General features: G+C 62.4%; 25 protein-coding genes. 11 read left to right on the forward strand and 14 right to left on the reverse strand.

The features are described 5' to 3' along the window. The first annotated feature begins 28 nt into the window (after nt 1-28). From AC1DZV_RS02860 to AC1DZV_RS02870, 3 genes are all read left to right on the forward strand, one after another. Nucleotides 29-574: a DEAD/DEAH box helicase gene (locus tag AC1DZV_RS02860; protein ID WP_476952908.1), complete on the forward strand. Its 546-nt coding sequence runs from the start codon at nt 29-31 to the stop codon at nt 572-574. Beyond that, a complete protein-coding gene (locus AC1DZV_RS02865) occupies nt 475-1,773 on the forward strand; it encodes a DUF3427 domain-containing protein (RefSeq protein ID WP_476952909.1) in 1,299 nt (432 codons plus the stop codon). Before AC1DZV_RS02860 ends, AC1DZV_RS02865 begins: the two co-directional genes overlap by 100 nt. Nucleotides 1,774-1,930: 157 nt before the next feature. Next, nucleotides 1,931-3,841 carry an RNA-directed DNA polymerase gene (locus tag AC1DZV_RS02870; RefSeq protein ID WP_476952910.1) on the forward strand — a complete coding sequence of 637 codons (1,911 nt, stop codon included), beginning with the start codon at nt 1,931-1,933 and terminating at the stop codon, nt 3,839-3,841. Nucleotides 3,842-4,108: 267 nt separating this feature from the next. Here AC1DZV_RS02870 and AC1DZV_RS02875 read toward each other — a convergent pair whose 3' ends face one another. The 6 genes from AC1DZV_RS02875 to AC1DZV_RS02900 form a co-directional block, all read right to left on the reverse strand. After that, on the reverse strand, nt 4,109-4,585 hold the full coding sequence (locus AC1DZV_RS02875) for a hypothetical protein (RefSeq protein WP_476952911.1): 477 nt from the start codon (nt 4,583-4,585) through the stop codon (nt 4,109-4,111). After that, nucleotides 4,582-7,659, reverse strand: coding sequence for a type I restriction endonuclease subunit R (locus AC1DZV_RS02880; RefSeq protein WP_476952912.1), 3,078 nt, complete (start codon nt 7,657-7,659; stop codon nt 4,582-4,584). The genes AC1DZV_RS02875 and AC1DZV_RS02880 overlap by 4 nt, the downstream gene beginning before the upstream one ends. A gap of 10 nt (nt 7,660-7,669) precedes the next feature. Next, complete coding sequence (locus AC1DZV_RS02885; protein ID WP_476952913.1) at nt 7,670-8,605, reverse strand: restriction endonuclease; 936 nt, start codon at nt 8,603-8,605, stop codon at nt 7,670-7,672. Between the two features lie 2 nt (nt 8,606-8,607). Next, nucleotides 8,608-9,780: a restriction endonuclease subunit S gene (locus AC1DZV_RS02890; protein ID WP_476952914.1), complete on the reverse strand. Its 1,173-nt coding sequence runs from the start codon at nt 9,778-9,780 to the stop codon at nt 8,608-8,610. Nucleotides 9,781-9,854: 74 nt separating this feature from the next. Then, nucleotides 9,855-11,825 carry a type I restriction-modification system subunit M gene (locus AC1DZV_RS02895; protein ID WP_476952915.1) on the reverse strand — a complete coding sequence of 657 codons (1,971 nt, stop codon included), beginning with the start codon at nt 11,823-11,825 and terminating at the stop codon, nt 9,855-9,857. 195 nt (nt 11,826-12,020) lie between these two features. Beyond that, nucleotides 12,021-12,260 carry a hypothetical protein gene (locus AC1DZV_RS02900; protein WP_476952916.1) on the reverse strand — a complete coding sequence of 80 codons (240 nt, stop codon included), beginning with the start codon at nt 12,258-12,260 and terminating at the stop codon, nt 12,021-12,023. Nucleotides 12,261-12,475: 215 nt separating this feature from the next. On the opposite strand from AC1DZV_RS02900, the gene AC1DZV_RS02905 reads away from it, so the two are divergent. Further along, the gene (locus AC1DZV_RS02905) at nt 12,476-13,768 is read left to right on the forward strand and encodes a hypothetical protein (protein WP_476952917.1); all 1,293 of its coding nucleotides are present in this window, start codon (nt 12,476-12,478) and stop codon (nt 13,766-13,768) included. A 434-nt stretch (nt 13,769-14,202) separates the two neighbouring features. Further along, the gene (locus AC1DZV_RS02910) at nt 14,203-15,018 is read left to right on the forward strand and encodes a hypothetical protein (protein ID WP_476952918.1); all 816 of its coding nucleotides are present in this window, start codon (nt 14,203-14,205) and stop codon (nt 15,016-15,018) included. 30 nt (nt 15,019-15,048) lie between these two features. Here AC1DZV_RS02910 and AC1DZV_RS02915 read toward each other — a convergent pair whose 3' ends face one another. After that, on the reverse strand, nt 15,049-16,335 hold the full coding sequence (locus tag AC1DZV_RS02915) for a flavin-containing monooxygenase (RefSeq protein WP_476952919.1): 1,287 nt from the start codon (nt 16,333-16,335) through the stop codon (nt 15,049-15,051). 221 nt (nt 16,336-16,556) lie between these two features. Here AC1DZV_RS02915 and AC1DZV_RS02920 point away from each other — a divergent pair, with 221 nt between their 5' ends. Further along, nucleotides 16,557-17,294 (forward strand): hypothetical protein, encoded by a 738-nt coding sequence (locus AC1DZV_RS02920; protein ID WP_476952920.1) that lies wholly within the window; start codon nt 16,557-16,559, stop codon nt 17,292-17,294. Between the two features lie 5 nt (nt 17,295-17,299). Here the strand turns inward: AC1DZV_RS02920 and AC1DZV_RS02925 are convergent, their stop codons facing one another. Further along, nucleotides 17,300-17,683, reverse strand: a complete 384-nt coding sequence (locus AC1DZV_RS02925) for a TfoX/Sxy family protein (RefSeq protein ID WP_476952921.1) — start codon at nt 17,681-17,683, stop codon at nt 17,300-17,302. Between the two features lie 321 nt (nt 17,684-18,004). On the opposite strand from AC1DZV_RS02925, the gene AC1DZV_RS02930 reads away from it, so the two are divergent. Beyond that, nucleotides 18,005-18,208: a cold-shock protein gene (locus AC1DZV_RS02930; RefSeq protein ID WP_011690916.1), complete on the forward strand. Its 204-nt coding sequence runs from the start codon at nt 18,005-18,007 to the stop codon at nt 18,206-18,208. A gap of 197 nt (nt 18,209-18,405) precedes the next feature. Here the strand turns inward: AC1DZV_RS02930 and AC1DZV_RS02935 are convergent, their stop codons facing one another. After that, the gene (locus tag AC1DZV_RS02935; protein ID WP_476952922.1) at nt 18,406-18,588 is read right to left on the reverse strand and encodes a PspC domain-containing protein; all 183 of its coding nucleotides are present in this window, start codon (nt 18,586-18,588) and stop codon (nt 18,406-18,408) included. An 85-nt stretch (nt 18,589-18,673) separates the two neighbouring features. Beyond that, nucleotides 18,674-20,509 (reverse strand): AfsR/SARP family transcriptional regulator, encoded by a 1,836-nt coding sequence (locus AC1DZV_RS02940; RefSeq protein ID WP_476952923.1) that lies wholly within the window; start codon nt 20,507-20,509, stop codon nt 18,674-18,676. 318 nt (nt 20,510-20,827) lie between these two features. Here AC1DZV_RS02940 and AC1DZV_RS02945 point away from each other — a divergent pair, with 318 nt between their 5' ends. Next, nucleotides 20,828-21,004, forward strand: a complete 177-nt coding sequence (locus AC1DZV_RS02945; RefSeq protein ID WP_476952924.1) for a hypothetical protein — start codon at nt 20,828-20,830, stop codon at nt 21,002-21,004. Nucleotides 21,005-21,147: 143 nt separating this feature from the next. Here the strand turns inward: AC1DZV_RS02945 and AC1DZV_RS02950 are convergent, their stop codons facing one another. Then, nucleotides 21,148-21,627 (reverse strand): hypothetical protein, encoded by a 480-nt coding sequence (locus AC1DZV_RS02950; protein WP_476952925.1) that lies wholly within the window; start codon nt 21,625-21,627, stop codon nt 21,148-21,150. A gap of 193 nt (nt 21,628-21,820) precedes the next feature. On the opposite strand from AC1DZV_RS02950, the gene AC1DZV_RS02955 reads away from it, so the two are divergent. The 3 genes from AC1DZV_RS02955 to AC1DZV_RS02965 all read left to right on the forward strand — a co-directional run bounded on the left by AC1DZV_RS02955 (nt 21,821) and on the right by AC1DZV_RS02965 (nt 23,605). Then, on the forward strand, nt 21,821-22,207 hold the full coding sequence (locus AC1DZV_RS02955) for a VOC family protein (protein ID WP_476952926.1): 387 nt from the start codon (nt 21,821-21,823) through the stop codon (nt 22,205-22,207). 171 nt (nt 22,208-22,378) lie between these two features. After that, nucleotides 22,379-22,720, forward strand: coding sequence for a YciI family protein (locus tag AC1DZV_RS02960; RefSeq protein ID WP_476952927.1), 342 nt, complete (start codon nt 22,379-22,381; stop codon nt 22,718-22,720). Between the two features lie 417 nt (nt 22,721-23,137). Then, nucleotides 23,138-23,605: a hypothetical protein gene (locus AC1DZV_RS02965; RefSeq protein WP_476944462.1), complete on the forward strand. Its 468-nt coding sequence runs from the start codon at nt 23,138-23,140 to the stop codon at nt 23,603-23,605. A gap of 83 nt (nt 23,606-23,688) precedes the next feature. On the opposite strand, the gene AC1DZV_RS02970 is transcribed toward AC1DZV_RS02965, so the two are convergent. The 3 genes from AC1DZV_RS02970 to AC1DZV_RS02980 all read right to left on the reverse strand — a co-directional run bounded on the left by AC1DZV_RS02970 (nt 23,689) and on the right by AC1DZV_RS02980 (nt 25,495). Next, on the reverse strand, nt 23,689-23,994 hold the full coding sequence (locus AC1DZV_RS02970; protein WP_476952928.1) for a DUF1905 domain-containing protein: 306 nt from the start codon (nt 23,992-23,994) through the stop codon (nt 23,689-23,691). A gap of 118 nt (nt 23,995-24,112) precedes the next feature. Then, a complete protein-coding gene (locus AC1DZV_RS02975; protein WP_476952929.1) occupies nt 24,113-24,514 on the reverse strand; it encodes a hypothetical protein in 402 nt (133 codons plus the stop codon). Nucleotides 24,515-24,601: 87 nt separating this feature from the next. Beyond that, nucleotides 24,602-25,495 (reverse strand): SDR family oxidoreductase, encoded by an 894-nt coding sequence (locus AC1DZV_RS02980; RefSeq protein WP_476952930.1) that lies wholly within the window; start codon nt 25,493-25,495, stop codon nt 24,602-24,604. Between the last annotated feature and the right edge of the window lie 651 nt (nt 25,496-26,146).

Genomic DNA, 26,146 nt, shown 5'->3' on the forward strand with positions numbered 1-26,146 from the left:
GTCGCCACAAACCACTGGTATTCAGCAGTTGGAACGTGGCATCTTCGACGGGCGGACCGCCAGCGAACTGCGCCTTTGGGACGCCCTGGACGCCGATCTGCTGGTGCCGTTCCACTACTTCGGCGTCTCGGACGACGTTGACCTGAGCCAGCTGGAATGGAAGCGCGGCAACTACGACACCGCGCAGCTGAACAACCTCTACACCGGCAACGACGCCCGCGCCGCCAAAGTGATCCGCGAACTCCGCGACAAGGTCACCAGCACGGAGCAGATGCGGGCCATCGGATTCTGCGTCTCGGTCCAGCACGCCCACGACATGGCTGAGGTGCTCAACCGGGCCGGCATCGCCTCTGTTGCCGTCGACGGGAGCAACGACGACGCCGAGCGCGCGGCGGCGCTGGAGCGGCTCCGCGCCCGGGAGATCAACTGCATTTTGCCGTCGGCCTCTTCAACGAGGGCCTGGATCTGCCGCAGGTGGACACCATCCTGCTGCTCAGGCCCACGCAGAGCGCCACGATCTTTCTCCAGCAGCTGGGACGCGGACTGCGTCGTGCCGAGGGCAAAGCGGTGCTGACCGTCATGGACTTCATCGGCCAGCAGCGGAGGGAGTTCCGCTTCGATCTGCGGTACCGAGCACTCACGGGCTACGGGCGCAAAGAGCTGGAAAAGGCTGTCGAGGACGAATTTCCCTACCTGCCGTCGGGCTCGCAGATCGTGCTGGACCGGGTGGCGCAGCAGGTGGTGCTGGACAACATCAGGGCGCAGCTGCGGTTCAACCGGGCGCAGTTGGTCCGGGATATCGCCTCGTTCGCGGAGACCGGGCTGGAGGCGTATCTGGAGCGGTCCGGGAACGACGTGAAGTCGATTTACCGTTCGACCAAGGATTCGTGGACCGGTTACCTCCGCCAGGCTGAATTGATAGAGGGGTTCTCGCCGGTGGAGGCTGCCCTAAGCGGGCGGATTCAGGACTTGTCGGACGCCGACGAGAGGAAGCTCCAAGGCCGCATGGCAGCGCTGATCCATGTGGACGATCCGGAACGGGCAGAGGCGTACTCGATGCTCGTCGGCGCCGACGCACCCCGCTACGCGGACCTCGGCATGCGGGATCAGACGTACGCCCGCATGCTCTTCTACACGCTCTGGGACGACGGCGGCAGCTTCCCGTCGTATGATGCCGGGCTGGACTACCTGCGCGGATACCAGTTTGTCTGCAGCGAGATCCGGCAGATCGTGAAGCTGGGAGTGGCCACGTCCAAGCATGCAGCCAAGGGCCTTGGCGCCGGGCTGCAGCACATTCCGCTCTTGTCGCACGCGACTTACCGTCGCGAAGAGATCCTGGCGGCCCTGCAGTACGGTTCACTGGAGCTTGGCAAGAATGTGCAGCACCGCGAGGGCGTGGCCTGGTGCCCAGCGACGTCCACTGATGCTTTCTTCGTCACGCTCAACAAGGACGACAAGAAGCACTCGGCGACGACGATGTATAAGGATTATGCGATCAGCCCGGACCTGTTCCACTGGGAGTCACAGAACGCAACGTCGCCCGGGAGTTCGACGGGTAAGCGGTATCTGGACCGGGCTGCGCACGGGTCGAAGATCCTGATCTTCACCCGCGATACCGCCGAAGATGAAACCGGGCTGACCGTTCCGTACACATGCCTCGGGCAGGTTGACTACGTGCAGCACTCGGGGGAAAAGCCGATTGCCATTACCTGGAAACTGCAGCGGCCGATGTCGGCTGACGTGTTTGCGACGGCAGCTGCGGTCGCGCAGTGATTGGAAACACGAGTACGAGCTTCCCAAGCCCGGGTTTTGTCTGCACATCGTGGGCCCCGCCACCGCCTCCGGAAACCAAGGTTGGGACTAAACTTCTTGAACCTCGCAGCGTTGTTCTGTACTTAGGCGAGGTAACAAGATTCGCGGAAAGGCGATAATGACAAGCGATACGGACACAGATCAGGGATCCTCCGCAGCAGCTGAGTTGGACGGTTTCTCGCTGGAGCAGCTGGCTGATGCTGAATATTTGAAATCTGTGTGGAAATCCGACATTCGCCCACTATTGCGGCAGGCCAAATTCAGTAATTCCCGATATGCGATAGATCCCCTGCACTACGCCGCATATGAATGGAATCTTGACGCGTTTGTTGACGGAATCGTACGAGATCTAGAGCTTCATCAGTTCACTCCCGAGCGAGGGGAAGTCATTCGTGCTGCCAAAGGTTCAGGGCTGACACGCCCAGTCTGTGAGCTCTCTCCACGTGACGCTCTCGTATACACCGCGATTGTCAAACGCGTTGAAGACCAGCTACTTGTATCCTCCAGAAAATGGGTAGGACACACTCGGTCTGACAAGGGCAGTTCAGTTGAAGTCGGGGACGGGGCCGTAGACAGTTTTGACTGGTTCCAGTTCTGGTTAAAGCGGCAGGGCTTAATTGCCGACATACTTGAAATTGACAGCGTGAAGTACATTGTTGAATCAGATATCTCAAATTTCTTCCCATCGATTCGTCTTGAGCATGTCCGCGAGCATCTCCTCGCACATACCCGCCTCTCTAAAGAGTTAGTTCGGTTGTGCATGCAGATGATTGACGGAGTATTACCTCGAAGTAATTATCTTGACTATTCCCACCTTGGTCTCCCTCAGGGAAACAATGATTCTTCTCGAGCTATCGCTCACAGTTTCTTGGCCCCGATCGACCAAGAATTTGATGCCGAAGGACTGGCTGGCCGGTATACACGCTATATGGATGATGTTCTGTACGGGGTGCGCGATATCGCCGAAGGAGAAAAGGTCATATCCAGGCTGCAGCGGTCCTTGGAGAGTCTGGCACTGACCCCGAATTCTGCCAAGACAAAAATTGTTCCTGTGGATGAATATCTTCGTGACTCGATGGTAGAGTCTAATGCTGAAATCGAGCGCATACAGAGTCTTCTCGAATCGTCTGGGGCCTTGGGTGGATCGACTGAACCCGAAGCTAAGCTCGCGATTGATCAGTTGGCTACCTTGTCGGCCGAGCACAGGGACCTCGCTCCCCAGCCTCGCAGATGGAACCGCGTCACCAGGCGCATTAATACTCTTCATCGGCGCGTAGGTCTGGACACCTGGCGTCAGTACTGGAGCGCTGATCTAGCGCATGATCCGTCCGGTGCGAGCGTGTACTTCGAATACTTGAGGTCGTGGCCGCTTGACTCCGACACTATCGATGAGCTATTTCAAGCGGCGCGAATTTATTCGGATATTTATACAAATATCGGCATCTTGGCAGCGGAGACTATGTCCTCCGCGCCCACAACTGACTCTGATGCTCTTCGTGTTAAAATATTTAACGGGGCGATGAAAGAAATCGATCGTGTCGCTAAAACGCTCTTGGATTCCACAATACGAGATCGTCTTTGTTCCAGTTGGTTCATTGTTGCCTGGAAGTTCTCCAACAAGGCGGGCCTGCTGGAACTAATTCAGCTCGCCCAGAAGCCCGAATTTGCTTCAACGAACCTAATCCGCCTTCAAGCCGCAATGTTGCAGTCGGCTGACAGTGCGACCGTCTTTGAATTTGAGCCTCGACTTTCGATCGAGAATAGTCTGTCGTTAGAGTATCTCCGTCGCCTTCGAAGCGGCGATTCGTCTGCTATCGGCGTTGCGCTCAATTTAATGGCGCCAAAGAAAATGCTCGCCCCACAGCGACAGATGATTCATCCTCGGGCTCTTATGCTCATCGACCTAACTGCCGCTGGCTCGCCGCAACGAGTTCGTAACTACGCTAAAAAGGCACTCGGAATCCTAGAAAAGAATGAAGATCGTCTCAGAGACCACCAGGCTGAGCGTATTTTGAATGATTGGCATTAGCCTATGTTCGCTTCCTTGCTCGCTTCGATAAACTGCCTAGCTATTCCGTCGACTTCGAGTAGACGATTCGCGCACGCAGCTGAAGCAGTAAGGTAAATAGACGGGCTGGCTGATCGCGTCGCCATTTGTTCGAATACTACTTTGCAGCTGCATTTGCTGGCACCGCCCAAAGTCTCCTTTGTGCGGTGACTTACATCGGCGCGCGTTTGCACGACCAAACACGGGGAGCTGTCTTGCCACCTCTCGCCGAAGTGATCCGGGAAGGCATTACTTTCTTCGACCTGTGTTGCCGACACCGGTCCACCACTTCTGGATCCTATTCATCTTCAGCGGATCAGTGTGGCTCTTGAGAAATTTGCGGAGAGCTGGCAGCTCGTCCACTGGTAGGTTCCGGATTGCATCCGCGTAGGCGGGGCGCGAGCACTGACTGATCATGCCGTCCGTCCACATGCCCCACGTTTTAGTCGAAACGAAGCCATTACGCCGGAGATCCAACTCATCCTCGCAAAGCTGCAGATACGCCATTATCCTGGATCGATCTCTTCGTGGAAGTTGCCGGACTGATGACGCTGTCCACGGGTCTCCTAGGAAGCTATCCATGAGGTTCCAGTACCGCTGAACATAAAGGTTCTCGAAGTCTCGGTGTTTGGCTGCCCGAGCGCCAATGAGCTGCAGGATCGCGAAAACAACGGCAATCACGGTGGCAAATTGGGCGACGACGTTGGCCCACTCCCAGCCAGTCATGACTGCAGCTCCTCATAGACCAGCTCGCTCAGCATCTTGAGGAGAGCCGTCATCTTGGTCTTGTCTCCGAGCGCTTGAAGGCTCAGGTTGTAGTGGCTGTCCATGGAGTTCGACACTGCATCGGTAACGGCCTTCTCAAGGTGTGGGCTGCTGCCGAAGTGGCTGCGCGAGTTGTTCTGTGCCTGCTTCTGGAGCGTCTCGTTCTTCACCAGCTCGCGCCGAACACCTTCTACGAAGTGCGCTACCGCATCCAGCTCCTCGCCCTCGAACGGCAGGTTGGCCTGTTGGATGACTTCCTCCCAAGTCACGAGGACGGGATCTTTGGCCTGACCGGTGCCCGGCTCCGTCAACGGCTTCAACAACTCACCCTCGCCGGAGAGCTGCAACTGGGCCTGTCCCTTGTCCTTGAGCGCGTACTTTGCCAGCGCGACGCCGGAGAGGTCCAGCGCCACCTTCGCGTCGTTGACGCGGAGAACCGGCAGGAGGTGCTTGTAGTAGATCGATCGCTTCTCCAGGTCCGTGTCCGCGAAGTCGACGATCTGGGAGAGGAAGTCATAGGCGCGGACAAACGATCCGAGGTCCTTCCGGAACAGGTCCAGCTCGTCCTGAGCAGCCTTGTCGCCCTCGGCCACGGCAGCGTTGTACCGGGTGTTGAAGCGCGACTTGGCCGGCGCCACCCAGCCGGAGAGCGCGTTGTTCCCCGCTTCCAGGACATAGGACTTCACCAGCCCGTCCACCTCGGACTCGAGGTAGATCTGGGCGGCGTCGAGCTTGGCCTGGAGGTCGTGAACCACGTTCGGATCGGAGATGCCTTCCAGAGCGGCCTCGCGGAAGTAGGGCTGGAAGGAAGCGAGGATCTCATCGGGATCGTTGACGAAGTCCAGCACGAACGTCTGGTCCTTGCCCACGGCGGTGCGGTTCAGCCGGGAAAGGGTCTGCACGGCGGAGACGCCGGAGAGTTTCTTGTCCACGTACATCGCCACGAGCAGCGGCTGGTCGAAGCCGGTCTGGAACTTGTTGGCCACCAGCATGATTTTGTACTCGTCGGTGGAGAACGCCTCGGGCAGGGTGCGTCCCTTGAGCCCGGGGTTCATGTTGAGCTCGGTGAACGCTTCGGGGCCGGATTCGTCGTCGTTCACTTCGCCGGAGAAGGCGACCATGGTGCCAAGGCCGGAGTAGCCGGCGTCGTGGATGTACTTGTCGATCGCGAGCTTGTAGCGGACGGCTTCCTTGCGGGAGCCGGTGACCACCATGGCCTTGGCCTTGCCGTCGAGGCGCCAGGCGACGTTGGCGCGGAAGTGCTCCACGATAACCTGGACCTTCTGGCTGATGTTGTACGGGTGCAGCTTCACCCAGTTCATCAGCGACTTCAGCGCCTCGGACTTCTCCACCTGGGCATCGTCCGAGTCGTAGTCCCGGCCCTCGTGGGTGAGCCGGTAGGCCACCTTGTAGCTGGTGTAGTTCTGCAGCACATCCAGGATGAAGCGCTCCTCGATGGCCTGCTGCATGGAGTACAGGTGGAACGGCTGCGGCAGCCCGTCCGGACCCTTGCGGCCGAACAGCTCCAGGGACTTGGCCTTGGGCGTGGCGGTGAAGGCGAAGTAGCTGATGTTCTTGGCATCGGCACGCTCGGCCATCTCGGCCGCCAGATAGCTTTCGACGTCGAACTCGCCGCCGTCGTTGACGTCCGCCAGTTCCTCGGCAGAGAGGACCTTCTTCAGCTTGTTCGCGGTGGACCCGGTCTGGGAGGAGTGCGCCTCGTCCGCGATGATCGCGAAGTTCCGGCCCTTCAGCGCCTGGGATTCGGCGATGGCCTTCAGCGCGAACGGGAACGTCTGGATGGTGACGATGATGATCGGTGTCCGTGCCACCAGCGCGGCCGTGAGTTCGGCGGACTTGGAGCCGGCGTTTCCGCGGATGGGAACCACGACGCCGGACTTGTGCTCGATCTGGTAGATCGCGTCCTGCAGCTGGGCATCCAGCACGGTCCGGTCCGTCACCACGATGACGGAGTCGAAGATCTTCTCGTTGCCGGCGCCGTGCAGGGAGCTGAGCTGGTGCGCGGTCCACGCGATGGAGTTGGTCTTGCCGGAGCCGGCGGAGTGCTGCACCAGGTAGCGGTGGCCTGGGCCCTCTCCGCGGGCGGTCTCGATGAGCTGGTTGACCACGTCCCACTGGTGGTAGCGGGGGAACAGCAGGGACTTGCGGACTTCCCGTTCGCCGGTGACGGGGTCGGTTTTGTCGCTGATCTGCAGGTGCAGGAACTTGCCGATGATGTTCAACCAGGAGCCCCGCTGCAGGACCTGTTCCCAGAGATAGCTCGTGGCCGACCCCTTGGGGTTGACCGGGTTGCCGGCGTGCCCGTCGTTGCCGACGTTGAACGGCAGGAAGTAGGTGTCCTTGCCCTTGAGCTCGGTGGTCATCTGGATTTCGTCATTGCTGACAGCGAAGTGCACCAGGGCGCGGCGGCCGAAGGACAGCAGCAGCTCATCCTTGTTCTTGCCGTTGCGGGGCAACCGGTCCTTGCGGTACTGCTCGACGGCGTCATTGATGTTCTGCGTAAAGTCCGTCTTAAGCTCGATGGTCGCGACCGGCAGCCCGTTGACGAACAAGACCAGATCGATGCTCTTCATGGTGTCCACCGTGGAGTAGTGCACCTGCCGGATCACCCGCAGTCGGACTTTGCCGTAACGCTCCAGCGTCTCCGGGTTCAGGCCCATGGCCGGCTTGAACTGGCACATCTCAAACTTCGCCGCGACATCCTTGAACCCGGTGCGCAGCACGGAGAGCATGCCAGCCTCCCTGGCCGCCGGCTTGTCCAGAACTTTGCACAGCCGGTCCAGGAGCAGCCGCTTCGCGACCACGAGTTCGGCGGGGGAGTCCGTAGGCTTCAGGACCTTGGCCAGTTGCTCCGGCTGCGTGTCTGCCAGCCACGCGAAGACGTCCTCCGGGACCAGGGCGCGCGTGGCGTCGTAGAGCTCGCTGGCCTTGCGCTGCGGCTCGTAGATCCAGCCCTCGGCCGCGAGGGCCTGGCAGATCTCCTCCTCAAATGTCACTTCATTGTGCTGCGCCATGTGGTTCCCCCTAGAAACTGTCGAAAAAGTCCTGGTCCAGCTTTTTCACGACCACCGTGCGGTCGACCTGGACCCCGACGCCGTACTCGAACATGAGCGACGCCAGCCGCTGCCCGTCGATAAGAATCACCGTGTAGTGCGCGGTGTCGCGAGCGACAGCTCGCGCTCCGGTGGTGAACGTTGAGGTAGTGATGAAGATGCCCTTGGTAGCGCGGAACTGGCCCAGGGCGCCGCTGAAGGCCTGGACGTCGGGTGCTCCGACGTTGTTGCCCTCGGAGTAGCGCTTCGCCTGAAGGTAGACCCGGTCGAAGCCGAGCGCGTCCTGCCAGACAATCCCGTCAATGCCCTTGTCGCCGGAGCGCTGAGTGGGCTTCAGGTTGTCTTCTCGGTCTGTTCCGTAGCCGAGCGCTCTCACGACAAACGGAATGAGGCGTTCGAAGGCGTCAGGAGAGAGTTCGAGCAGATTGCGATAGATCTCGTCGATGACCACCCGGTTGAGTTGGTCCGCGGACTGCTCAAGGGCCTCGGACGGATCTGCGTCGACCGCTACTTCGGAGACCGCAGTAGCCGGTTCTACGCCGGGCAGGACCGTCTTCTTGGGTGACTTCGACGTGTTCTGGTACGCGCGGTAGGACTCGTACTCCATCAACGTCTGATAGGTGATTTCCGCAGTGGAGGACACCCGACGGAGCCCCTCGTCGCTGATCTTGTATTGCCCGCGTGCCTCACGCACCAGCAACCCGGCCTTCATGGAATCGAAAACCGCCCAGTTGATCCGGTTAGCCCAGCGCGCCTCACCGGAAGACATCACCTCTGCCATATCCTCATCGGTCAGCCGGGTGCGCTCCGCGACGGCAGTCCTGATTTCAGCATTCCGGCGGATCTGGCCGTCCGTCATGATGCGCAGAACGGGGTCGACGAATCCATGCCACTGAGGCAACGTCATACCTAAGCAACTCCTTTACGAACATCGATCTTGCCGGTCACAGCAGCAGAAATCAGTGCGGATCTGCGCTCGAGGAGCCGGGCAACCATCATCTTGGCCCTCTCTGTGACTGAATCAATTTTCCCCGTACGGGCTTGAAGATATTCAATAACCTGTTGCTGCTCGGAGAGCGGTGGTAATGGGATTCGAAATTGCCGAATTTTTTCCAGATGCAGGTTGGATACTGTGCTTTGCTTGGTTCCTTCGTCGATTTGGGACTTAATCGCACTAGACAGAAAAACATATTCAGCGAATTCAGCCAACATGCTTGGGCGGAGCTTAATCAGGCACAGACTGACAAAAATGCTGAAATCCCAGTCCCAAGTCACCGCCCGTGGCACGCCGATGGTGCCGTTCTTGGAAAGCAAAAGATCTCCCTTCGCCGGACGGCATCGTCTTGTAAGATCCGCATGCTCGGTCTGGGGAATCCTGGCAACACTTTGGAGATCAATTTTCGGAGTATGTATGTCTGTAACGCGCAAGAAGGGAACGCCTTCGTCCACATACGTCGGCGTGAAGTGCGTGCCGTCGACGATTTGGTCTGACTCCCAAGCTAAGCGGGGGGCTGTCCAATGCCGAGGAATATTTTCCAGCCAGGTGACCCCGGAGGGTTTGGTGGGTGCAGTGGGGTCGAGGCCTCTGGTGACCGCGTGGGTAATGATGGCCTGGCGCTTCTCGGTGAGCAGTTCGATGAGACGCTCCTGCTTGCCGATCAGCTCGTCGATCTGGGCGGTTTCGCGGTCGAGGAAGAAGGCGATCTCTTGTTGCCTCCGGAAATCGAATGTCGGCACGCTATATTGCCCCAGAGAGCCCACATCGATTCGGGAGAAGCCCGAGACGTCGGGATCCGATGCACCGAGTCCTCCCATAGTCGATTTCATGAAGTTAGACAGCTCTTCTGAACGTAGCAAGTAGTCGAGGAAGCTGGCATGTGAGTTTCGATCCGCACGAAGCACGAGGTAATCAGGACTAACGATCCCTCGTTCGTTACTGACTCCGAGAGATCCCCTGTAGGCATTGAAACGGTTGAGTACTACATCGCCAGCATCACAGATCTTGTACTTATCAAAACTATCCGCGCGCGGCGGCTTGTCACTTATGAGCTCACGACGTACCACACCGAGTGTCTGGGACACTGACAGCAGGGGCGGTGCGGGCCTATCTCCGAGCCGGTCGTCGACTTCGCGCCAAAGATGCCGTAGTTGTGTTCTCACCGTTCCACCTCAGCCAGCAGCGTCGTGATCTCGGAGATGAGCTTGTTGAGGTCGGCGTCGATCTCGTCCAGTGACCTTGGCGCGACGTACTTGTAGAAGTGCCGCGTGAAGGGGATCTCGTAGCCGACCTTGGTCTTGGACTCGTCGATCCAGGCGTCGGCGACGTGGGGGAGGACCTCCCGCTCGAAGTAGGCCTGAATTTCCTCCCCAAGCGGCACGTTTTCGGTGTCGCGCAGGTCCGTGTCTGCTTCGGGTGTTCCCTTGGGGCCATTGCAGACGTCAGCGGTTTCGTCGCGTTCGGAGAGCCCGGCGAGGACAGCTTTCAGGACCGGCGCGCCGAGTTTGAGACCAGCACCTGCGAGAGCCGGCTTGAGGGTCTTGAGGAACGCCTCGCGGTTCTTCCAGAGCTTGGTTTCGTCTTCACCGAGCCGGGTGAGCGTCTTCTTGAGGAGCTGCCGGTCGTCGTCGGACAGTTTCTCGACGGGCTTCTGCGCCAGTACGGCGTCGATGCGCTCCGGGGTGCAGGCGAAGTTGAGCTTGAGGGGTCGCTCGACGGTGATGGTGGAGTAGCCGAAATCCTGGTTGTTGAAGATCTTGGAGGTCTCGCCGTCGTCCTCGAATGCCCCGTATAGCTGGACGATCTTGGCGATGTCCTTAGAACCGACTTCCTTGCGCTTGGAGCCGAGGCTCTTGCGCATCTTCTGGAAGAAGTCGACACCGTTGATCAGCTGGATCTTACCCACGCGCTCCGGGTGCTTCTGCTTCTTGCTGTTGGAGAGGATCCAGATGTAGGTGGCGATGCCAGTGTTGTAGAACATGTCCGTGGGCAGCGCGATGATGGCCTCCACGAAGTCGTTCTCGATGAGGTACTTGCGGATCTCGGACTCGCCTGAGCCGGCGCCGCCGGTGAACAGCGGCGAGCCGTTCAGGACGATGCCGATGCGGGAGCCGCCGTCGTGCGCCGGGCGCATCTTGCGGACCAGATGCAGGAGGAACAGCAGGGAACCGTCGCTGACGCGGGGGAGGCCCGGGCCGAAGCGGCCGTCGAAGCCGTGGAGTTCGTGCTCCTTCTGGATCTGCGGCTGGATTTTCTTCCACTCCACGCCGAAGGGCGGGTTGGAGAGCATGAAGTCGAACTGCTGGCCGATGTTCTGGTCGTTGGCGAGGGTGTCGCCGACGGAGATCTTGGAGATGTCCTGGCCCTTGATCAGCAGGTCCGACTTGCAGATGGCGTAGGACTCGTCGTTGATTTCCTGCCCGTACGCGACGAGGGAGGCGCTCGGGTTGAGGGCGTGTAGGTGTTCCTGGGCGACGGTGAGCATGCCGCCGGTTCCGGCGGTGGGGTCGTAGATGCTGCGGACGATGCCTTCCTTGGTGAGGACGTCGTCGTCGTAGTTCAGCAGGAGCTGGACCATGAGCTGGATGACTTCGCGCGGGGTGAAGTGCTCACCGGCGGTTTCGTTGGAGGCTTCGGCGAAGCGGCGGATGAGTTCCTCGAACATGAGGCCCATCTCGATATTGCTGATGGTCTCCGGGTGGAGGTCGATCGCGGCGAAGTCCTTGGTGACGTGGTAAAGCAAGTCCGAGCTGTCCAGCTTCTCAAGCGTCTTGTAAAACTCGAAGCGCTCGAAGATGTCCCTGGTGTTCTCCGAGAAGCCCTGGACGTAGTTGAGGATGTTCGCCTTGATGTTCGTGGGGTCATCCAGGAGCTTGGCGAAGTTGAACTTGGAGGTGTTGAAGAAGCTGTGGCCTGAGGCCTTCTGGAGGAAGGTGTCCAACGGGATATTGAGGTCCTTCTTCGCCTCTGCCTCCTGCAGGACGGCGTCCTTGGTGGAGTCCAGTACGCAGTCCAAACGGCGGAGGATGGTGAACGGAAGGATCACCGAGCCGTACTGCGCCGGTTTGTAGGTACCCCGCAGAATATTCGCAATGCTCCACACCAGGTTGGCGTTGTTGTTGCTGGCCACTGCTCCCACTTCCTTTGCTGCGGGCAGTGGGGTGCGCTGTCTTTGGCCGATCGCGCTATGGCCGACCGCGGCGCCCCCATTGCCGTGCAGCGTTCAATCGATCACGCACGTACTTGCCTCTGCATTGTATGGGGAAGGGGTGACATTGCTCGGTCACACAGATCCTCAGGCCGCCGGAGCGTCGCCCGGATAGCCTTACTTCTTGCGCGTCCTGTTCAAGAGGGCTGCGACCTGACGGTAAGCCTTCTTCGCCTCCGGGCTGTTGGCCACGCGGTACACTTTTGCGCCAATCTCGGCGAGCTTCCGGGCTTTCTCCTGCACAACAGGGTCGGTGGCTACGTCATGCACTTTGGCAGCAGCTTGTTTCGCCGTCGCGCCGCCGACCTTGATCGCATCTGCCACTTTATCGGCTGTTCCTGCCACAGTTTTCTCCACATTTCGTTTGGTTTGTCCCCGAGATTAGCACCGTGTGCGTTTGTGTCCGAGGAACTGAGTCAAGTGGTGAAATGGCACGCTCATGGCTACAACTCCCGGCAGACCAGCTCGCTGTACTCGCTTTAGCATTGCGTGGGGTGACCCGGCGGCACCGATCCTGAGGACTCCGAAGTGGCGCCCGCCCTGCCAGGACCAGCGTGTGTGAAGATGTTGGGATGACCGACAATGACCGTGAACTCTCCCTGTACGTCGACGGGACAAATGCCCTAGTGGCAGGCGACCCGACAGCAATTGCCGAGCTTTTCCGCAAGCTTGACGTCAAAGAAGAGACCAGAACGAACCTGGGGTCAGGGGTGGCCGATCTGCTTGCAGGCCTGGCTGGGGCGGCTGCGACTGCTATGTCGGCAAATGTCCCGGGCAACTCCTTCCACATGACGCCCGAGTCCTACGCTCGGTTCCTGGAACTCGTTGGGTCCACCGAGGAAAAGCTCGGGATTGTCAGCGGTGTGCTACGACAGTCGGATGGCAGGATCGACACGATCATCGAATTGGTGAGCTCCTCACCAGTCAACCCTGCCGTGGCCGCGAACGTGCAGATAATGGCCGCAACTTTGGCGATCCGTGTGGCCCTCAAAGACCTCGACACCCTTGTTCAGGCTGTGGACGCGAAACTGGACACGATCGTCCGGGATAACCGTGACGAGGCACTCGGCAACGTGCAGGGCACGACCCACGTCCTGGATAAGGCGTTTGGGTTTCTCGAGGAGACCGGTCGGCTTAACGACGCTCTTTGGGACCAAGTGTCGGGACAGGCGGCGGCGCTCGCCCAGGCGCACGCCGTCGCCCTCAACCACCTCAACACCATTGCAGACGGTCTCGCCGTCAAAAATCTTGGCAAGCGGGTGAGCAACGCCGAGGCGGCGGCTAAAGGCGAACTGAAGCATTGGCTGGTCATCGCGGCTGTAGCTCTCACAAACATGGTTCGAATGGACTCCTTGGAGGCTGTCCGCAGCGCGCATGACGGATCGGATTCCACTGCTCACTCCCGTCACATCGCCAAGTCGCGGGAACGGCGAATGGCAAGCACCACCGCGGCACTTCAAACTCTGTCCGACGCCGTATCGGCGGCAGTGGATGTTGATACGTTCACCCGCGTTACGAATCCCGTGGATATGACCAGGCTCTACACCGCCGGCGAAGAGCTACAGAGGTTGCTGCGGATCTTTAGTTCGAACTTTGACATGCCCGAGGCCTCGACCATCAAGCGCACCCAGTGGCACGAATCGGTAATGCGCCTGGGCCAGAAGGCTACTGGGGCGGTGACGGGTGCCGCCGTTGCTGTTGCTGATGGAGTGGCTTCAGTTCCAAAAGCGATCGGCGGAGCTGTCGAAGACACCATCTTGCATGTAGCTCAAGGGATCGAGGAGCGTAGGGCGGTGGCGGTACCGGCAGAGACTACAGATACGGAAATTGAATCTGAGTCCGGAGATGCGGCAATCACTCGGTAGCCACGTCGTTCGTCTTACGACGTCCTAGCCGCCGGACTGCCCGGTGCCCACCGCCAGCGCGGCGCCGTCGGGCAGTTGTTGCGGGTTGCAGTAATCGTGGCTGTGGAGCTGGTACACCTGCCCTGGGAGACCGGCCGACGCGGAGGTGATGCGCGGGCGCTGGAGGGTGCCTTTTCCAGCGCCACGTACGCTGGCGTGATGTTCCCGTCGGTGGTCTCCACGCTGAAGTTGTTGCCCCGCCCTGGCGATCGGGCAGCCTCCGTGCCCAGCTGCACCGGCGCGGCGATCCGCGGCGGTGTCGGGGGCTTGCTTCGGGGATTGCGGAAGGGCCTCGCACCGAGGCGTCGCGGGCTGTCCGGTTCCTCAAGCGCCGAAGGTCCGCTTTCCCCCAGAGTGCGGGACACTGGAAGTCCCGACCATGAAAGCGGGCCACCTTGATTAGTCTCCAGCACGATGCCGACGGCTCCACCCGGCTCCACCCGGCTGACTCCATGGGACTGAGCGAGGCCGGCGGCGCCGGCCATCTCGATCCGCTGCTGTATCCGTGGGACCCGCCTGTGGCCTCGGGGGTCATGGACGGCAACGGATTCCGGCCCCTTGAGCCTTCAGCCGGACTGGATGAGGCCCTCGCGCACGCCGGCGCGGCACCGCTGGACGCCCGTTCCCTGGTGGTCTCTATCGGCTCGAATGCAAGCGCCGACGTGATGCGGCAGAAATTCGCCAGCTACCGCCAGCCCGTCAGCGCGGTCCTGCCGCTGGTCCGGGGGCAGCTCCACAACATCGCCGTTGGCCACTCCGCCCACGTCAGCAAGGCCGGCTACATCGCCGCCGCCCCGTACCCGCTGAGGGGAGAGTGCACAGCGGTCTGGCTGTCGTGGCTGGACGATGTCCAACTGATGGCCCTCGACGAAACGGAGCCCAACTACCGGCGGATCCAGCTCGACTGCGAGGCCTGCCCGCTCGTGGCGGACCACGGAGAACGTCCGGAGGAGTTTTCGCTGTTCACCTCGCGCTGGGGCGTGCTGACCGATGGCGACGGCGGGAAGCTTCCCTTCCTCGACCAGCCTGCCCTCTTCGGGCTCCTCGCCGGCAGCGGCACCGGGGACCTTCTGGAGGAGGGGAAGTCCGTGTTTGGCGGGCCACCGGAGCTTGTTGCCGAGCAACTCGCGATGCCCGCGGTCCAGCCCTGGGTCAGGGAATGGTTCAGCTCGGCCGGCCTCGCCGCGCCAGCGGACTTCGACGGTCCTTGACCGGGTAGCCGCCCCTCTGGAACGTCGCCGTCACCGGGCGGCGCTGTTCTCCGCAATATGCTGCGCAATGTATTCGGCATCGCGGCCCACGCCCGCCACGATGGACGAGCCGTGCCCGGTCAGCCACGGCAACCCGACGGCGTACAAGCCCGGGTGCTCGGTGACGCCGCGGTGGTGCCGGGGGTAGTTCCATTCGTCCAGCACCGGGATGTCCAAGATGCTGAAATCCAGCCGGTAGCCCGTGGCCCAGAGGACCGACGTGACGTTGGCGGCTTCGAGATTTAGCCGCGCCGGCTCCGAAGGAAGCCAGTCGTCCTTGCGCGGCGGCTCCGCTTCAGGTGCCGACATGCCGGTGGCGGCAATATAGCTGTCGAACATCGGCTTCATCCGCTGGTAGAACGCCGCCTCCACCATGCCCAGGCGTTCCGGAAGGTCATCACTGAAGACGAGGTCGCCGTCGTCGGCTGCTTCCAAATGGCCGTGCAGCCGGACGCCGCGGCGGCCGAGGTCCCGCAGGTGGATGTCGTGGCCGCCGTCGGCGCCGGACACCAGCGGGTTGCAGGCGAACCTCGCCGCGGGGGAAGGCAACTGCCCCACGGTGAGGCCGTTCAATCCGTAGTCGGGGCCGAATTGTGCAAGCTGCATCATCCAATACAGGAGGTCCTGGCCGCGGTACCGGCGCGGCGCTTCCGGGCACGTGGACACCGCCAGGTGGATTTCGCGGCCGACGGCGAGCAGTTCCTCGGCGATCTGGCCGCCGGACTGGCCGGTGCCAACGATGAGCACGGCACCGTCGGGCAGCTGGCCCGGGTTGCGGTAGCTGTCGGTATGAAGTTGCAGGATGTTGCCAGGCAGTTGCGCCGACAGCGCGGGGATTTTCGGCATCTGGTAACCCCCGGTAGCGAGCACCACGTTCCGGGCCCGCCAGCTGCCCCGGGTGGCGGCCACGTTGAAGCCGCCACCATCCCCGGGCGCGACGCGGGTGACATCCTCACCCGTTCGGACGGGAGCGTCGATGCTCTCCGCGTAGTGCCGGAAATGGCCGATGAGGTCATCTCGCAGCATGAATGCTTCCCGGGCGGGGCCGTCATACGGCATGCCGGGCAGCGCGAGCGAGAAGTTCGGCGTGTTCAGGCAAAACGCGTCCCACCGGTCCTGCCACGCCCCGCCAAGCGTTTCGCGCCGTTCCAGCAACTGGTGTTCGACGCCGGCCCGGCTTAGCCAGTAGCTGGTGGCCAAACCTGCCTGCCCGGCGCCGACGACGAGGGTGTCGACACTTTGCGGAGCCGCAGGTCGGGCGGCCGTCGGGGTCTCCATGGTTCTTCTCCCGTAGCCAGGGTTCAGGCGGGAATGTGGGCAGGGTATGCCCACAGCGTCGCTAAGAACAGGTGCCCGACGACGGCGTCGGCCCCCAGCGTGGTGTTCGTCAAGGGTGTTCTGGTTCAGTGCGGACCGCTACCTTTTTCCTATGGCCATGGGCAAGCAGCGGTGCTCTGACCCCCTTCAGGAATTTCTACTCAGAAGGAGTGGGAAAGGTCATGAACCGACGAACCAAAATCTTCTTTGGTGTGATCGTCCTGTTGCTGGTTGTTGGCGGGGCGACATTATTTGTCCTCGACAACACACAAAGGAGTAGGGCCGCGGAGTACAACCCGCAGATCAACCCGGCAGATTTCACCACCGAAATCACCAACAAATACTTTGCGCTCCCTGTCGGCAAGAAACTGACGTACGAGACCACCGAGCAAGGAAGAATCACCGAGAGGATCGAGATCGAAATACTGCCGGAGACGCGGACCATAGACGGTGTTGAGACGGTGGTCTATCTGGACAAGGAGTACAAGAGCGGGCAGCTCGTAGAGGAAACCCGGGATTATCTGGCGCAACACAAAATCGGCGACGTCTGGTACTTCGGCGAGGACGTGGACAACTACTCGAATGGAATCTTGTTGAACCACTCCGGCAGCTTTTTGCATGGAAAAGACGGCGCAAAAGCCGGGATCTGGATGAAGGCCGAGCAGAGCGTCGGCGACTCCTACAAGCAGGAATTTTACGTTGGCCACGCGGAAGATATGCGGGACACTGTGGCTACCGGCGAGACCGTCTCCACGAAATCCGGCACCTACACCGACTGCGTCAAGGTCTACGACTGGACGCCGCTTGAAAAGAACTCCCGCGAGTACAAGTATCACTGCCCCCAGGTCGGTGCGCTGGCCCTAACCGAGGACCTGGAAACCGGCAGCCGGTCAGAACTCGTGAATGTTGTCCTGCCCTAGTCTTTCTATTTTTTGGGACCGGGTTTAGAAACCTTCGGTTCCTTCGGCGGCAGTCCGGCCACGTGCTCGAATGCTTTCGCCACCCAGGCCTTGGCCCGCGCCTCATCGCCGTCGCCCTCGGCGTTCCAGACTTCCGGCAACCCGGTGTAGCCGCCCATGGGGCGCTCCGGCGGCCCGAACGGGACGGTCCGCTCGGTGCCTTCCAGCGTCTCCTTGTCCGCCTCGGCCAGCTTCACGCCGATGGTGGGGCCGAACAGGCCGGCGAACATGTTGCCGTTCACGAAGGCGCCGAGGTTCCCGAACATCGGCTTGACGACCACCTCGGGATGGTTCGGGAGCACCGAGCGGAAGTGTTCCTTGTCGGCGTCGGACGCTTTCGGCATTTCCATGGGTCTTCCTCCGGTACTGAGGGTCGCGGGCTGGTCTTCCTGCAGGATATGCCCGCGGCCGGGCACGGCACAGGCAGGGCGCGCAGAGGGCTGGCGCGGTGCCCGGCGGGTTGCCGCGGAGGGCGGCACGACTGGGCTGTGGTAAATGGTGTCCGGAATCTCCTGTATGGTTGATCCTGTTGTTGTGTTTATGCAGTTCGTAGTTCAGGCAGTACGCATGGTCGAAAGCCCATGTTCTTCTGAAGCAGCGGTTTTGAGCACCCCAAACAGGAGGACCCGAAAGTCGGGACAGTTCCTCCACCTTCACGAAGGACAAAAATAATGGCTACTGGTACCGTCAAATGGTTTAACGCTGAAAAGGGCTTCGGCTTCATTTCCCCCGATGACTCCTCACAGGACGTTTTCGCACACTACTCTGCGATCAACTCCTCCGGCTTCCGCTCCCTCGAAGAGAACCAGAAGGTCTCCTTCGAAACCGAGCAGGGCCCCAAGGGTCCCCAGGCCACCAACATCCAGGCTATCTAATTCCCTTTTAGATACCCGGGACCGTTAGGTTTCGAGCAGGGCCCGTCTTCGGACGGGCCCTGCTTTTGTTTAACCCACCCGTGCTTCCAAGACAGGGACGACGACGGCGGCGCGGCACCGCCGTCGTCGGCCGCGCCTTCGCGCTCCTGATGCCGGCCAGGGCTCCCCGCGTCGGGACCCGCGCTACAAGTCTGCGGCTAGCCGTCCCGGGGGATGAGGATCCACAACGCGATGTAGACGAACTCGCCCACGCCGAACAGGCCGAAGAACATGAACCCGAGCCGGACAAATGCCCGGGGGACTTCGAAACGGTCGGCCAAGGCAGCGCACACGCCTGCGAAGATTTTGCCGCGTCTGGGGCGAACCAAGGTTGCTGACATTTCGCTACCGTAGCACCAGGCGCCCGTCGAGTCAGCAGTGTCTTTCGCCCCTGCCGCCCAGCGCCACAGCACGCGCCCCTGCTGATCAGAGCTGGCCGCGGCGCGCCAGGTACGTGTTGAGCGCCGGGTTGTCGATGTCCTTGGCCAGCCACGGAATGGTCTCCGCGGCGGCGGTGTCGCCCAGGACCGCCCGGTGCGAGTGCGCCCGGACCACCAGTTCGCGCAGGGCGCCGCGGCTGGCCATGGTGCCCAGCCGGTCGGCATAGTCCCCGGCGGCGGGGGAGCCGGCGTCGATCGCGACCTCGGCGGCCGTATCCAGCAGCCGCGCCCGGTACCAGAGATACCAGGGGGTGGTGTCGAGCCCGCGCTTGAGCCAGGATTCGGCCGCGGCCTGATCGTCCAGCGCCATACTGAGCCGGGCCTTGGCCCCCGCGGCCAGGGTCAGGTAGCAGTGGTCGCCGGCGACGTCGGCCATCACCCACGAACGGTCGATCAGAGGAGCAGCGTCCTCCAGCCGGCCTGCGGCGAGGAACGTCTCGCCGCGGAGGCCGGCGACAAAGGGTTCGAACGCCGTCCAGTGCTCGGCCGCGATCAATTCCTGGGCCCGGTCCAGGCATTCAGCCGCCGGCTCCAGATCCCCGCGCAGCAGATGCACCCGGCCGGTCAGGGCCGCACTGAACGCCAGCAGGCGGCGGCCCCCAGAGGCGGTGGCGAGTCGGCTCGATTCGGCCAGGGCCGCCAGCGCCTCGCCGTAATGCGCGGTGTCCGAGGCCGCCATACCCTGGATGGCCAGGATCCTGGAGCGTTCATCGTCGAACCCGTCCGCCGCCCGGGCCGCCTGCTCCAACCAGCCGGCCGCACGGTCCGGAATGCCCCGCTGCACGGACAAGTACCCCAGCTCCCGGTACGCGGTCGCCGCCACCCGCGACGCAGGCCGCCCGGGGTTCCGCGTCTGCGACTGCAGGCCTTCAGGGTCCAAGCCCTCCGATTTCAGAGCCCGGTGCAGGAGGTCGGCCACCTCGGCGCCGCGGCCGCCGGCCTGATGGATCAGCGCCCCGGACAGCGTCACCAGAGATTCGGCGAGCAGATGATGGTCGCCGGTCCGTTGCGCGATCTCAGCCGCGAGGCGTAACTGCTCCAGCCCGCGGTCCACGGAGCCTGCCGAGAGCGAGGCCTCGGCAGCGTCGAGGTATGACCGCACTGCGGCCGAACTGGCCGGCAGCCCGGGCTCCGCGGCGGGCGCCGCATCTGCCAGTGCCCGGCGCACCTCCGCCGGCACACCGAGCCCGAGCTCCCGGCGGTACAGCTCGCGGCACTTGTCGGCCTGCTCCCGCGCCCGCCGGTAGTCACCCAGGGCGAGCAGGGCCTTGATCAGCACTGCGTGGCAGTCGGCGTTGAAGGGGTCCAGGTGCAGCGCGCGGGTGGCGAGGTCGACGGCGTCGTCCGCCCTTCCGGCCGCCAGCGCGGCGAGAGATGCCTCGTAGAGCAGCGTCAGGACGGAGTTCTCGAGCCGGTGCCGCTGGTCCTCCAGCCAGGATTCGAACACCGGGCAGTCCGCGAAGGTGAGACCCTCCAGGAGTTCGCCGTCGAAGGTCCGCGGATCGGCGCCGCCGGCCGGCTGCAGGGCCGCCAGCACATCGCAGTTCCAGCCGGCCGGCAACACGAGCCGCAGCGGGTCGCCGCCCACCGATTCCGCGCCGAGGGTCCGGCGCAGCTCGGAGAGGTTCCAGCGCAGGGCGCCGAGCGGGTCCTCGGCGTCGGGGAACAGGAGGGCCGCCGTCCGGGCCCGACCGGTGCCGCCCGATTGCAGCGCGAGGTAGGCCAGCACAGCCCACGCCTTGCGGCCCCGGGGCTGCCGGGGTGCGGTGCCAGCGGACTCGATCCGGGGCGGACCGAGGAGCCGAATCCAAGTCTCGGCCATATGAGTCATGCTACGCCGCCAGCGGGCGCGCGGGAGGGGTGGACGGCGAGCGTGCGGCGGGGGAGCGACGGCGCCTGGCCGGCGCATGATCGGAGCCGCAGGGAGCCGGAAGCGGGCGGAAAACCACAGCGGAAAATGCTCACACGGTGGCTCACACGGTGCCCGCGGAAACTGGACATGTCCCCACAAAAGGACCGGAAACCTGAACCCCAGCCGCAAAACCAAACCCGCACCGATCGCCCGGGATTCCGGCCCAACAACCTGATCCATCATCAGCCCCAACAACCAGCTTTATCACTCGCCCGAGGTGCTCTTCACATGGAAATTGCCGCTCTCCTGCTCGCCGGACTCCTGGTCTTCGCAGCCGTCGCCACCATCGTCGCGGTCGTCCGCGACGGCCGGGGCCACACTCCTCCCATCCGGTCCACCCGCCCCTGGATGGCAGGCAACCTGCCCAGCGAACCGTACGCATCCCTGCGGTCCCTCCAGGGCTGACTGAATCCCGGCAGCCACACGCCAGTATCCACACGGGCCTGACCCCCATCTCCAGTGTTGGAGGCGGGGGTCAGGCCCGACGTGGTGCGGTGCCGTGTGGAGTTCAGCGCTTCGTGGCGGCATTCTGTGGTCACCGCATACGTTCACGGGGCCTGCGTAGCCCCGGTCTGAGGAGGCCGGTCTTTTAGAAGGACCGTCGCGGCGATTGCGGTCCCAAATGCGAAGAGGACCAACGGAGTTTGGAAAATCGCGCCCATGATGGCGAACCCTGCATCGGCTATTGGCTTCGACGCCGAAAATAGGCATGCGGCGTCGATGGCCAATGCGGCCGCATAGCCGACGAAGAAGCAGACGAGCAGCGCAGGAGTCCTGTAGGTCTTCGTGAACGCCCTAACCGCGAAGTCGTAGACCAGGTATTTGAGTCCGATCATGGAGGGTGCGAAGGTCAGAACGTAGAAAACGTCCACGTCCTCCGGAAATTCGGCGAGCGGAACGTTCGCGGTGCCTTGGTAAATGCCGGCTGAGTGGAACCAAAAGCCCGCCAGCTGGGCAGCGACAAGCAGGGCAGCCGCGGCACCGTACCGCAGCAGTACCGTTCCACGCCGTGTCATTCGGATTGCCATGGCGTCAGTATGACAGTGCCCGTCAAGGGCTTCCGCTCGAAGACTGGGCCACCGGCCGGCGTCGTGATCTCAGCCTATGTTTCCCTGCTGAGACTGGCGCCATGAACGTTCCAGGGACGTAGCCGGCGCTCTTGAAATCTGAAGAGTGCCGGATGTCAGATGGTCTCAGACAACCACACCGAAGGAGGTCGCCATGACGGTCGCTTTCAACCACACCATCGTCTACGCAACGGATAAGCGGCGGTCGGCGAAGTTCCTGGCCAACGTGCTCGGACTGCCGGAACCCCAAGCCATGTGGTCCTTCATCACCGTTCCCCTTGACCACGGGGTGGCCCTCGATTTCGCCACGGCGGACCGGCCCATCGCCCCGCAGCACTACGCCTTCCTGGTCAGCGAGGAGGACTTCGACGGTATCTTCGCAAGGATCCAGGCCGAGGGCATCCCCTATTGGGCGGACCCGGGGCGGTCCCGCCCACAGCAGATCAACCACAACGACGGCGGACGCGGCGTCTACTTCGCGGATCCTGACGGGCATTTCCTTGAAGCAATCACGCGCCCGTACGGATCGGGTGCTGTTTGACGTCCCAGGTTCGCCGTCACGGCCACCGTGAGGCAGATGGAGCCGGCCGCCCGCGAGCGGATCCGCGAGCAAGCACCGGCCTCCGCGGGACCCGCCGTGACCGTTGCGCGGCACGATGGCATCGGCGAGGATGAACGCGATTCACCGTGCTGCGAAGAAGGAGTCGACGCGATGACCAAGTATCTGATCTCGTTTCCCAGTGCCGCCATGGTCTTCCCCGAGGAAGAGCTGCAGGCTGTTTCCGATGCGTCGCACGCGGTCGTCCAGGAGGCGAAGGATGCCGGCGTCTGGGTGTTCGGCGGCGGCATCGATGAGGGCATCCCGCCCGTCATGGTCGACGGCGATGGGACCGTGCGCGAGGGCACTTACCCGCAGACGACGCAGCTCGAAGGCGGCTACTCGGTGCTGGAGCTGCCCTCGTACGAGGCTGCCTTGGAGTGGGCCGCGAAGATCGCGGCCGCCTGCTGTTGCGCGCAGGAGGTCCGCGCTTTCCAGTACGACCCCACCAGCTAGAGGATGCTGCTCATTCTGGAGACCGAGCTCCGCGCCCAGGGGATCACGGCCCATGTGACTGCTCCACCGGCTGACCTCTCACTCGACGGCACGCCAATCTGGCGGCCTCCCACCGAGACCGCCATGCACGCGGGAGCTGACGCCAGGACGCCGACGAACGAATAGCGGCAGCGGGAGACTCTCGGAGTACCGTTGCCCGCCCCGGACGGGCGGGGAACACCGGCGTCGTCGGTCAAGTGTCTAGACACCCGCAGTGGCGCGGGAGCATCCTAAACGTGTGCGCGTTTCGGGAGGAGAGCCGGCAACGGGGCGGGGGAGTTCCCGTCCCGGCTGGGGGGAACCGGTGGACCGCTGGCGGCCCGGATCCCACTTTCCAGGCGTGCGGACACGATCGGCGAGGGAACCGGGGACCAGATCATGGACGAAACATCCGATACGCGGCAAAGGCTGTCCAACCGCATCGACGAGAAGCAACGGGACCTTCAGTCCTACCTCGGCAGGGAACGGCCACGGCGCTCCCGGCTGGCCAGCATCAGCATCGTGGGCAGTGCGCTGGCCGCTGCGTTCACGGTCGGCCCCGCCGCCGGTGGCACCGGGTTCACTGAAGCGGTGGCGAACATCTTCAACCTGGCCGACGACTCGATTGTGTGGCGCGGACTGTGTCTGCTGGCGGTGATCTGCTCCGTTGCGGCGGCGCTGGCGACAAACTTTGCCACGTCCCGTTCCGTGGCGGACCGTGTGAGCGCAGCCGAGACCGCCAGCGCCCAGCTGGAGGGGCTGCAGGTCTCGCTGAACTTCGGTCACATCGAGATCGACGAGGCCGTCAAGCTCTATCAGCAATACGCCACGCAAGTGGCGTTCGTGGAGGCATCTCCGGCGCGGTGAGCTGTTCCTTCAACCAGCGTCTCAGAAGACAGCAGAAGCGTTCGGATCGCCCTGCAGTTACCCCTGCAATCCAGTCCCTGTTGTCAGCCCTCCAGAATCAGCTCGACTTCCACGTCCACCTCATCGCCGGCGCGGATGCCGGCCGCGGTTCTAATGGCCTTCTTGACGGGGAGGAGATACGAGTTGGTCCTGCTGTCCGGGAAGAGCGACGTCCGCCACCGCTGCCCGGCGATGCAGGCTTTCACCTTCAACGAACCGAAGCCCTTCCGGAACGGAGCGGCTTGGTCCTTGAGCTGCTCCGCCAGGTCTGGCGGCAAGGTGATGAAGTGCCAGCCTGCCTGCTCGGGGTAGTGCCACAGCTCGGCTCGGAACGCGTACGACGTCGTCACGCTCTTAGTGTGGCACGGTCCAAAGGTCGGCCCGGTGAGTGCCGGCCTGCCCAGAGATCGTTCCATCCTGTCAGGGTGGCAGTGCCATAGCAGGCAGTGAATAGCGCGGCGGAAGCGACTAGTGCTGCCCCGAGGCTGTGGTCCCGAACATCAGGGTCCGTCGCGGCACATCGTAAAAGACGGTCGCCGACGCGGAAAGGAGCGCCTGCAGGTTCTCGGCATCCTGCCCGTCCAATGTCAGGAGCTCTTCCCATGCCCCTTGATCAAGGACCAGCTGAAGCGTCCAGGTGCCAGGCTTTCCGGGGTCGCCCGCCACCCAGCTGAACTGGTAATGGCTGACCTGACGGACTTTGATGCTGTCGTCAGTCAAAGGCTGTTTAGGTGTCGGGGTCATGGTCTCCTCCTGAACACGCCGCACCCGTTTTGGTGCGACCGCGCTATTGCCGTTAAGCAAAATATAGGCCCGGGGCGAAGCTTCATCCAGACCCCTGTCCCGCATACCGTCTAGGGTCAACTCCATGAACAGCGGCCCTTCAACGAGCAGCCTGACGCTGTGGGGAAGGACCACCCGGTTTACGCGGCGTTCGCGCCGGAATACGGCGATGGACTACGGCGTGGGGCTGCCGCCGTTGACGTTGAGCGTCTCGCCCACGACATAGCTGGACTCCGCGGATGCCAGGAACACGTAGGCCGGGGCCAGCTCTGCCGGTTGGCCGGCCCGGCCAAGGGGAGTGTCCTTGCCGAACTTAGGCAGGGCCTCCGTCGGTTGCCCGCTGCTGGGCTGGAGCGGCGTCCAGATGGGCCCGGGTGCGACCGCATTGACCCGGATTCCCTTCGGGGCGAGCTGCTGGGCCAGACCCTTGGTGAAGTTGTTGATGCTGGCCTTGGTGGTGGCGTAATCAACCAGCGTCGGCGAGGGGTTGTAGGCCTGGATGGAGGTGGTGTTGATGATGGCGGACCCGGGCGGCAGGTGCGGCACGGCGGCCTTGGTCAGCCAGAACATGGCGTAGACGTTGGTCTTCAGCGTGTGGTCGAACTGCTCGTCGGTGATCTCACCGATGTCCTCCTGCGCCACCTGCTTGCCGGCGTTATTCACGAGGATGTCCAAACCGCCCAGTTCACGCACCGCAGTGTCCACCAGCTCGCGGCACGTCGCCGAGTCCTTGAGGTCACCGGGAACCTTGATCGCTTTGCGCCCGGCTTTCTCGATCAGGTTCGCGATGCGGGTGGCGTCCTCCTCCTCTTCGGGCAGGTAGGAGATGACGACGTCGGCGCCCTCGCGTGCGAACGCGATGGCCGTGGCGGCGCCGATGCCGGAGTCCGCTCCGGTCACGAGCGCCTTGCGGCCCTCGAGCCGGCCGGTGCCGCGGTACGTGTCCTCGCCCAGGTCCGCCTTCGGGGTCAGCTTGGCATCCAGGCCGGGTTCTGGCTGGCTCTGCTTCGGGGGTGAGATGTGTTCGTACGCTGTTACCGGGTTTTTGAAGGTGTACTGATCAGTCATGATGCTCCTCCGGATGTTGGGGTCTCAGCGCGGACAATGCGCACTCCACGCACATGCTAAGCATGCTTACAATCAACCCTAGCCAGTGCGGCGGTTCCGGCGCAACGGACCTGGCGGCTAGGTAGGGCGGGCAGTCGCCTGGAGGCGGCTGCTCGCTGGGAGGTTGCACGGCTCCTCTCTGTCAGGCGGAACCTGCGGCGTGTGACCCACTCCATAGAAGTCCGACGGCGGCCGGCTGGCCCTTGGGGACGGCGGGAGCTGCCGGATTCCGCGCCGATCCGGGGAATATGACGCCAAGAGGCCCGTCGGATGGCCGATTTGTGCAGGGTCCTCCCGGCGTGTAAAGTAATTCGAGTCGCCGCCGCTGATGCGGAAAGAAAGCGACCGACCCCCTTCTAAACAGCCCGAAAATGGTTCGCAAATTTGCGTGCTAAATAACGGCGGGGACCTTCTTGGATGAATGTAAATCGCAGAAATGTGAATTTGCAAAGACTTCCAAGATCGGGTAAGTTTGAAAAGTTGCTCCGGAGCGATCCTTGACTGATTGTTGGTTGTGGTGGTGCCGGGTGTGTCTGTTGTTTGAGAACTCAATAGTGTGCCAAGTTTGTTGATACCAATTTATTGTATTGAATTGGTTGAATTTGCCGGGCC

The organism is Arthrobacter sp. P1_D12, from assembly GCF_056406175.1.

Bases quoted from the DNA above. Each gene is read 5' to 3' on its own strand.
- AC1DZV_RS02870 (WP_476952910.1), top strand. From the start codon at position 1,931: ATGACAAGCGATACGGACACAGATCAGGGATCCTCCGCAGCAGCTGAG.
- AC1DZV_RS02875 (WP_476952911.1), bottom strand. From the start codon at position 4,585: ATGACTGGCTGGGAGTGGGCCAACGTCGTCGCCCAATTTGCCACCGTG.
- AC1DZV_RS02880 (WP_476952912.1), bottom strand. From the start codon at position 7,659: ATGGCGCAGCACAATGAAGTGACATTTGAGGAGGAGATCTGCCAGGCC.
- AC1DZV_RS02885 (WP_476952913.1), bottom strand. From the start codon at position 8,605: ATGACGTTGCCTCAGTGGCATGGATTCGTCGACCCCGTTCTGCGCATC.
- AC1DZV_RS02905 (WP_476952917.1), top strand. From the start codon at position 12,476: ATGACCGACAATGACCGTGAACTCTCCCTGTACGTCGACGGGACAAAT.
- AC1DZV_RS02915 (WP_476952919.1), bottom strand. From the start codon at position 16,335: ATGGAGACCCCGACGGCCGCCCGACCTGCGGCTCCGCAAAGTGTCGAC.
- AC1DZV_RS02920 (WP_476952920.1), top strand. From the start codon at position 16,557: ATGAACCGACGAACCAAAATCTTCTTTGGTGTGATCGTCCTGTTGCTG.
- AC1DZV_RS02925 (WP_476952921.1), bottom strand. From the start codon at position 17,683: ATGGAAATGCCGAAAGCGTCCGACGCCGACAAGGAACACTTCCGCTCG.
- AC1DZV_RS02930 (WP_011690916.1), top strand. From the start codon at position 18,005: ATGGCTACTGGTACCGTCAAATGGTTTAACGCTGAAAAGGGCTTCGGC.
- AC1DZV_RS02935 (WP_476952922.1), bottom strand. From the start codon at position 18,588: ATGTCAGCAACCTTGGTTCGCCCCAGACGCGGCAAAATCTTCGCAGGC.
- AC1DZV_RS02940 (WP_476952923.1), bottom strand. From the start codon at position 20,509: ATGGCCGAGACTTGGATTCGGCTCCTCGGTCCGCCCCGGATCGAGTCC.
- AC1DZV_RS02945 (WP_476952924.1), top strand. From the start codon at position 20,828: ATGGAAATTGCCGCTCTCCTGCTCGCCGGACTCCTGGTCTTCGCAGCC.
- AC1DZV_RS02950 (WP_476952925.1), bottom strand. From the start codon at position 21,627: ATGGCAATCCGAATGACACGGCGTGGAACGGTACTGCTGCGGTACGGT.
- AC1DZV_RS02955 (WP_476952926.1), top strand. From the start codon at position 21,821: ATGACGGTCGCTTTCAACCACACCATCGTCTACGCAACGGATAAGCGG.
- AC1DZV_RS02960 (WP_476952927.1), top strand. From the start codon at position 22,379: ATGACCAAGTATCTGATCTCGTTTCCCAGTGCCGCCATGGTCTTCCCC.
- AC1DZV_RS02965 (WP_476944462.1), top strand. From the start codon at position 23,138: ATGGACGAAACATCCGATACGCGGCAAAGGCTGTCCAACCGCATCGAC.
- AC1DZV_RS02975 (WP_476952929.1), bottom strand. From the start codon at position 24,514: ATGGAGTTGACCCTAGACGGTATGCGGGACAGGGGTCTGGATGAAGCT.
- AC1DZV_RS02980 (WP_476952930.1), bottom strand. From the start codon at position 25,495: ATGACTGATCAGTACACCTTCAAAAACCCGGTAACAGCGTACGAACAC.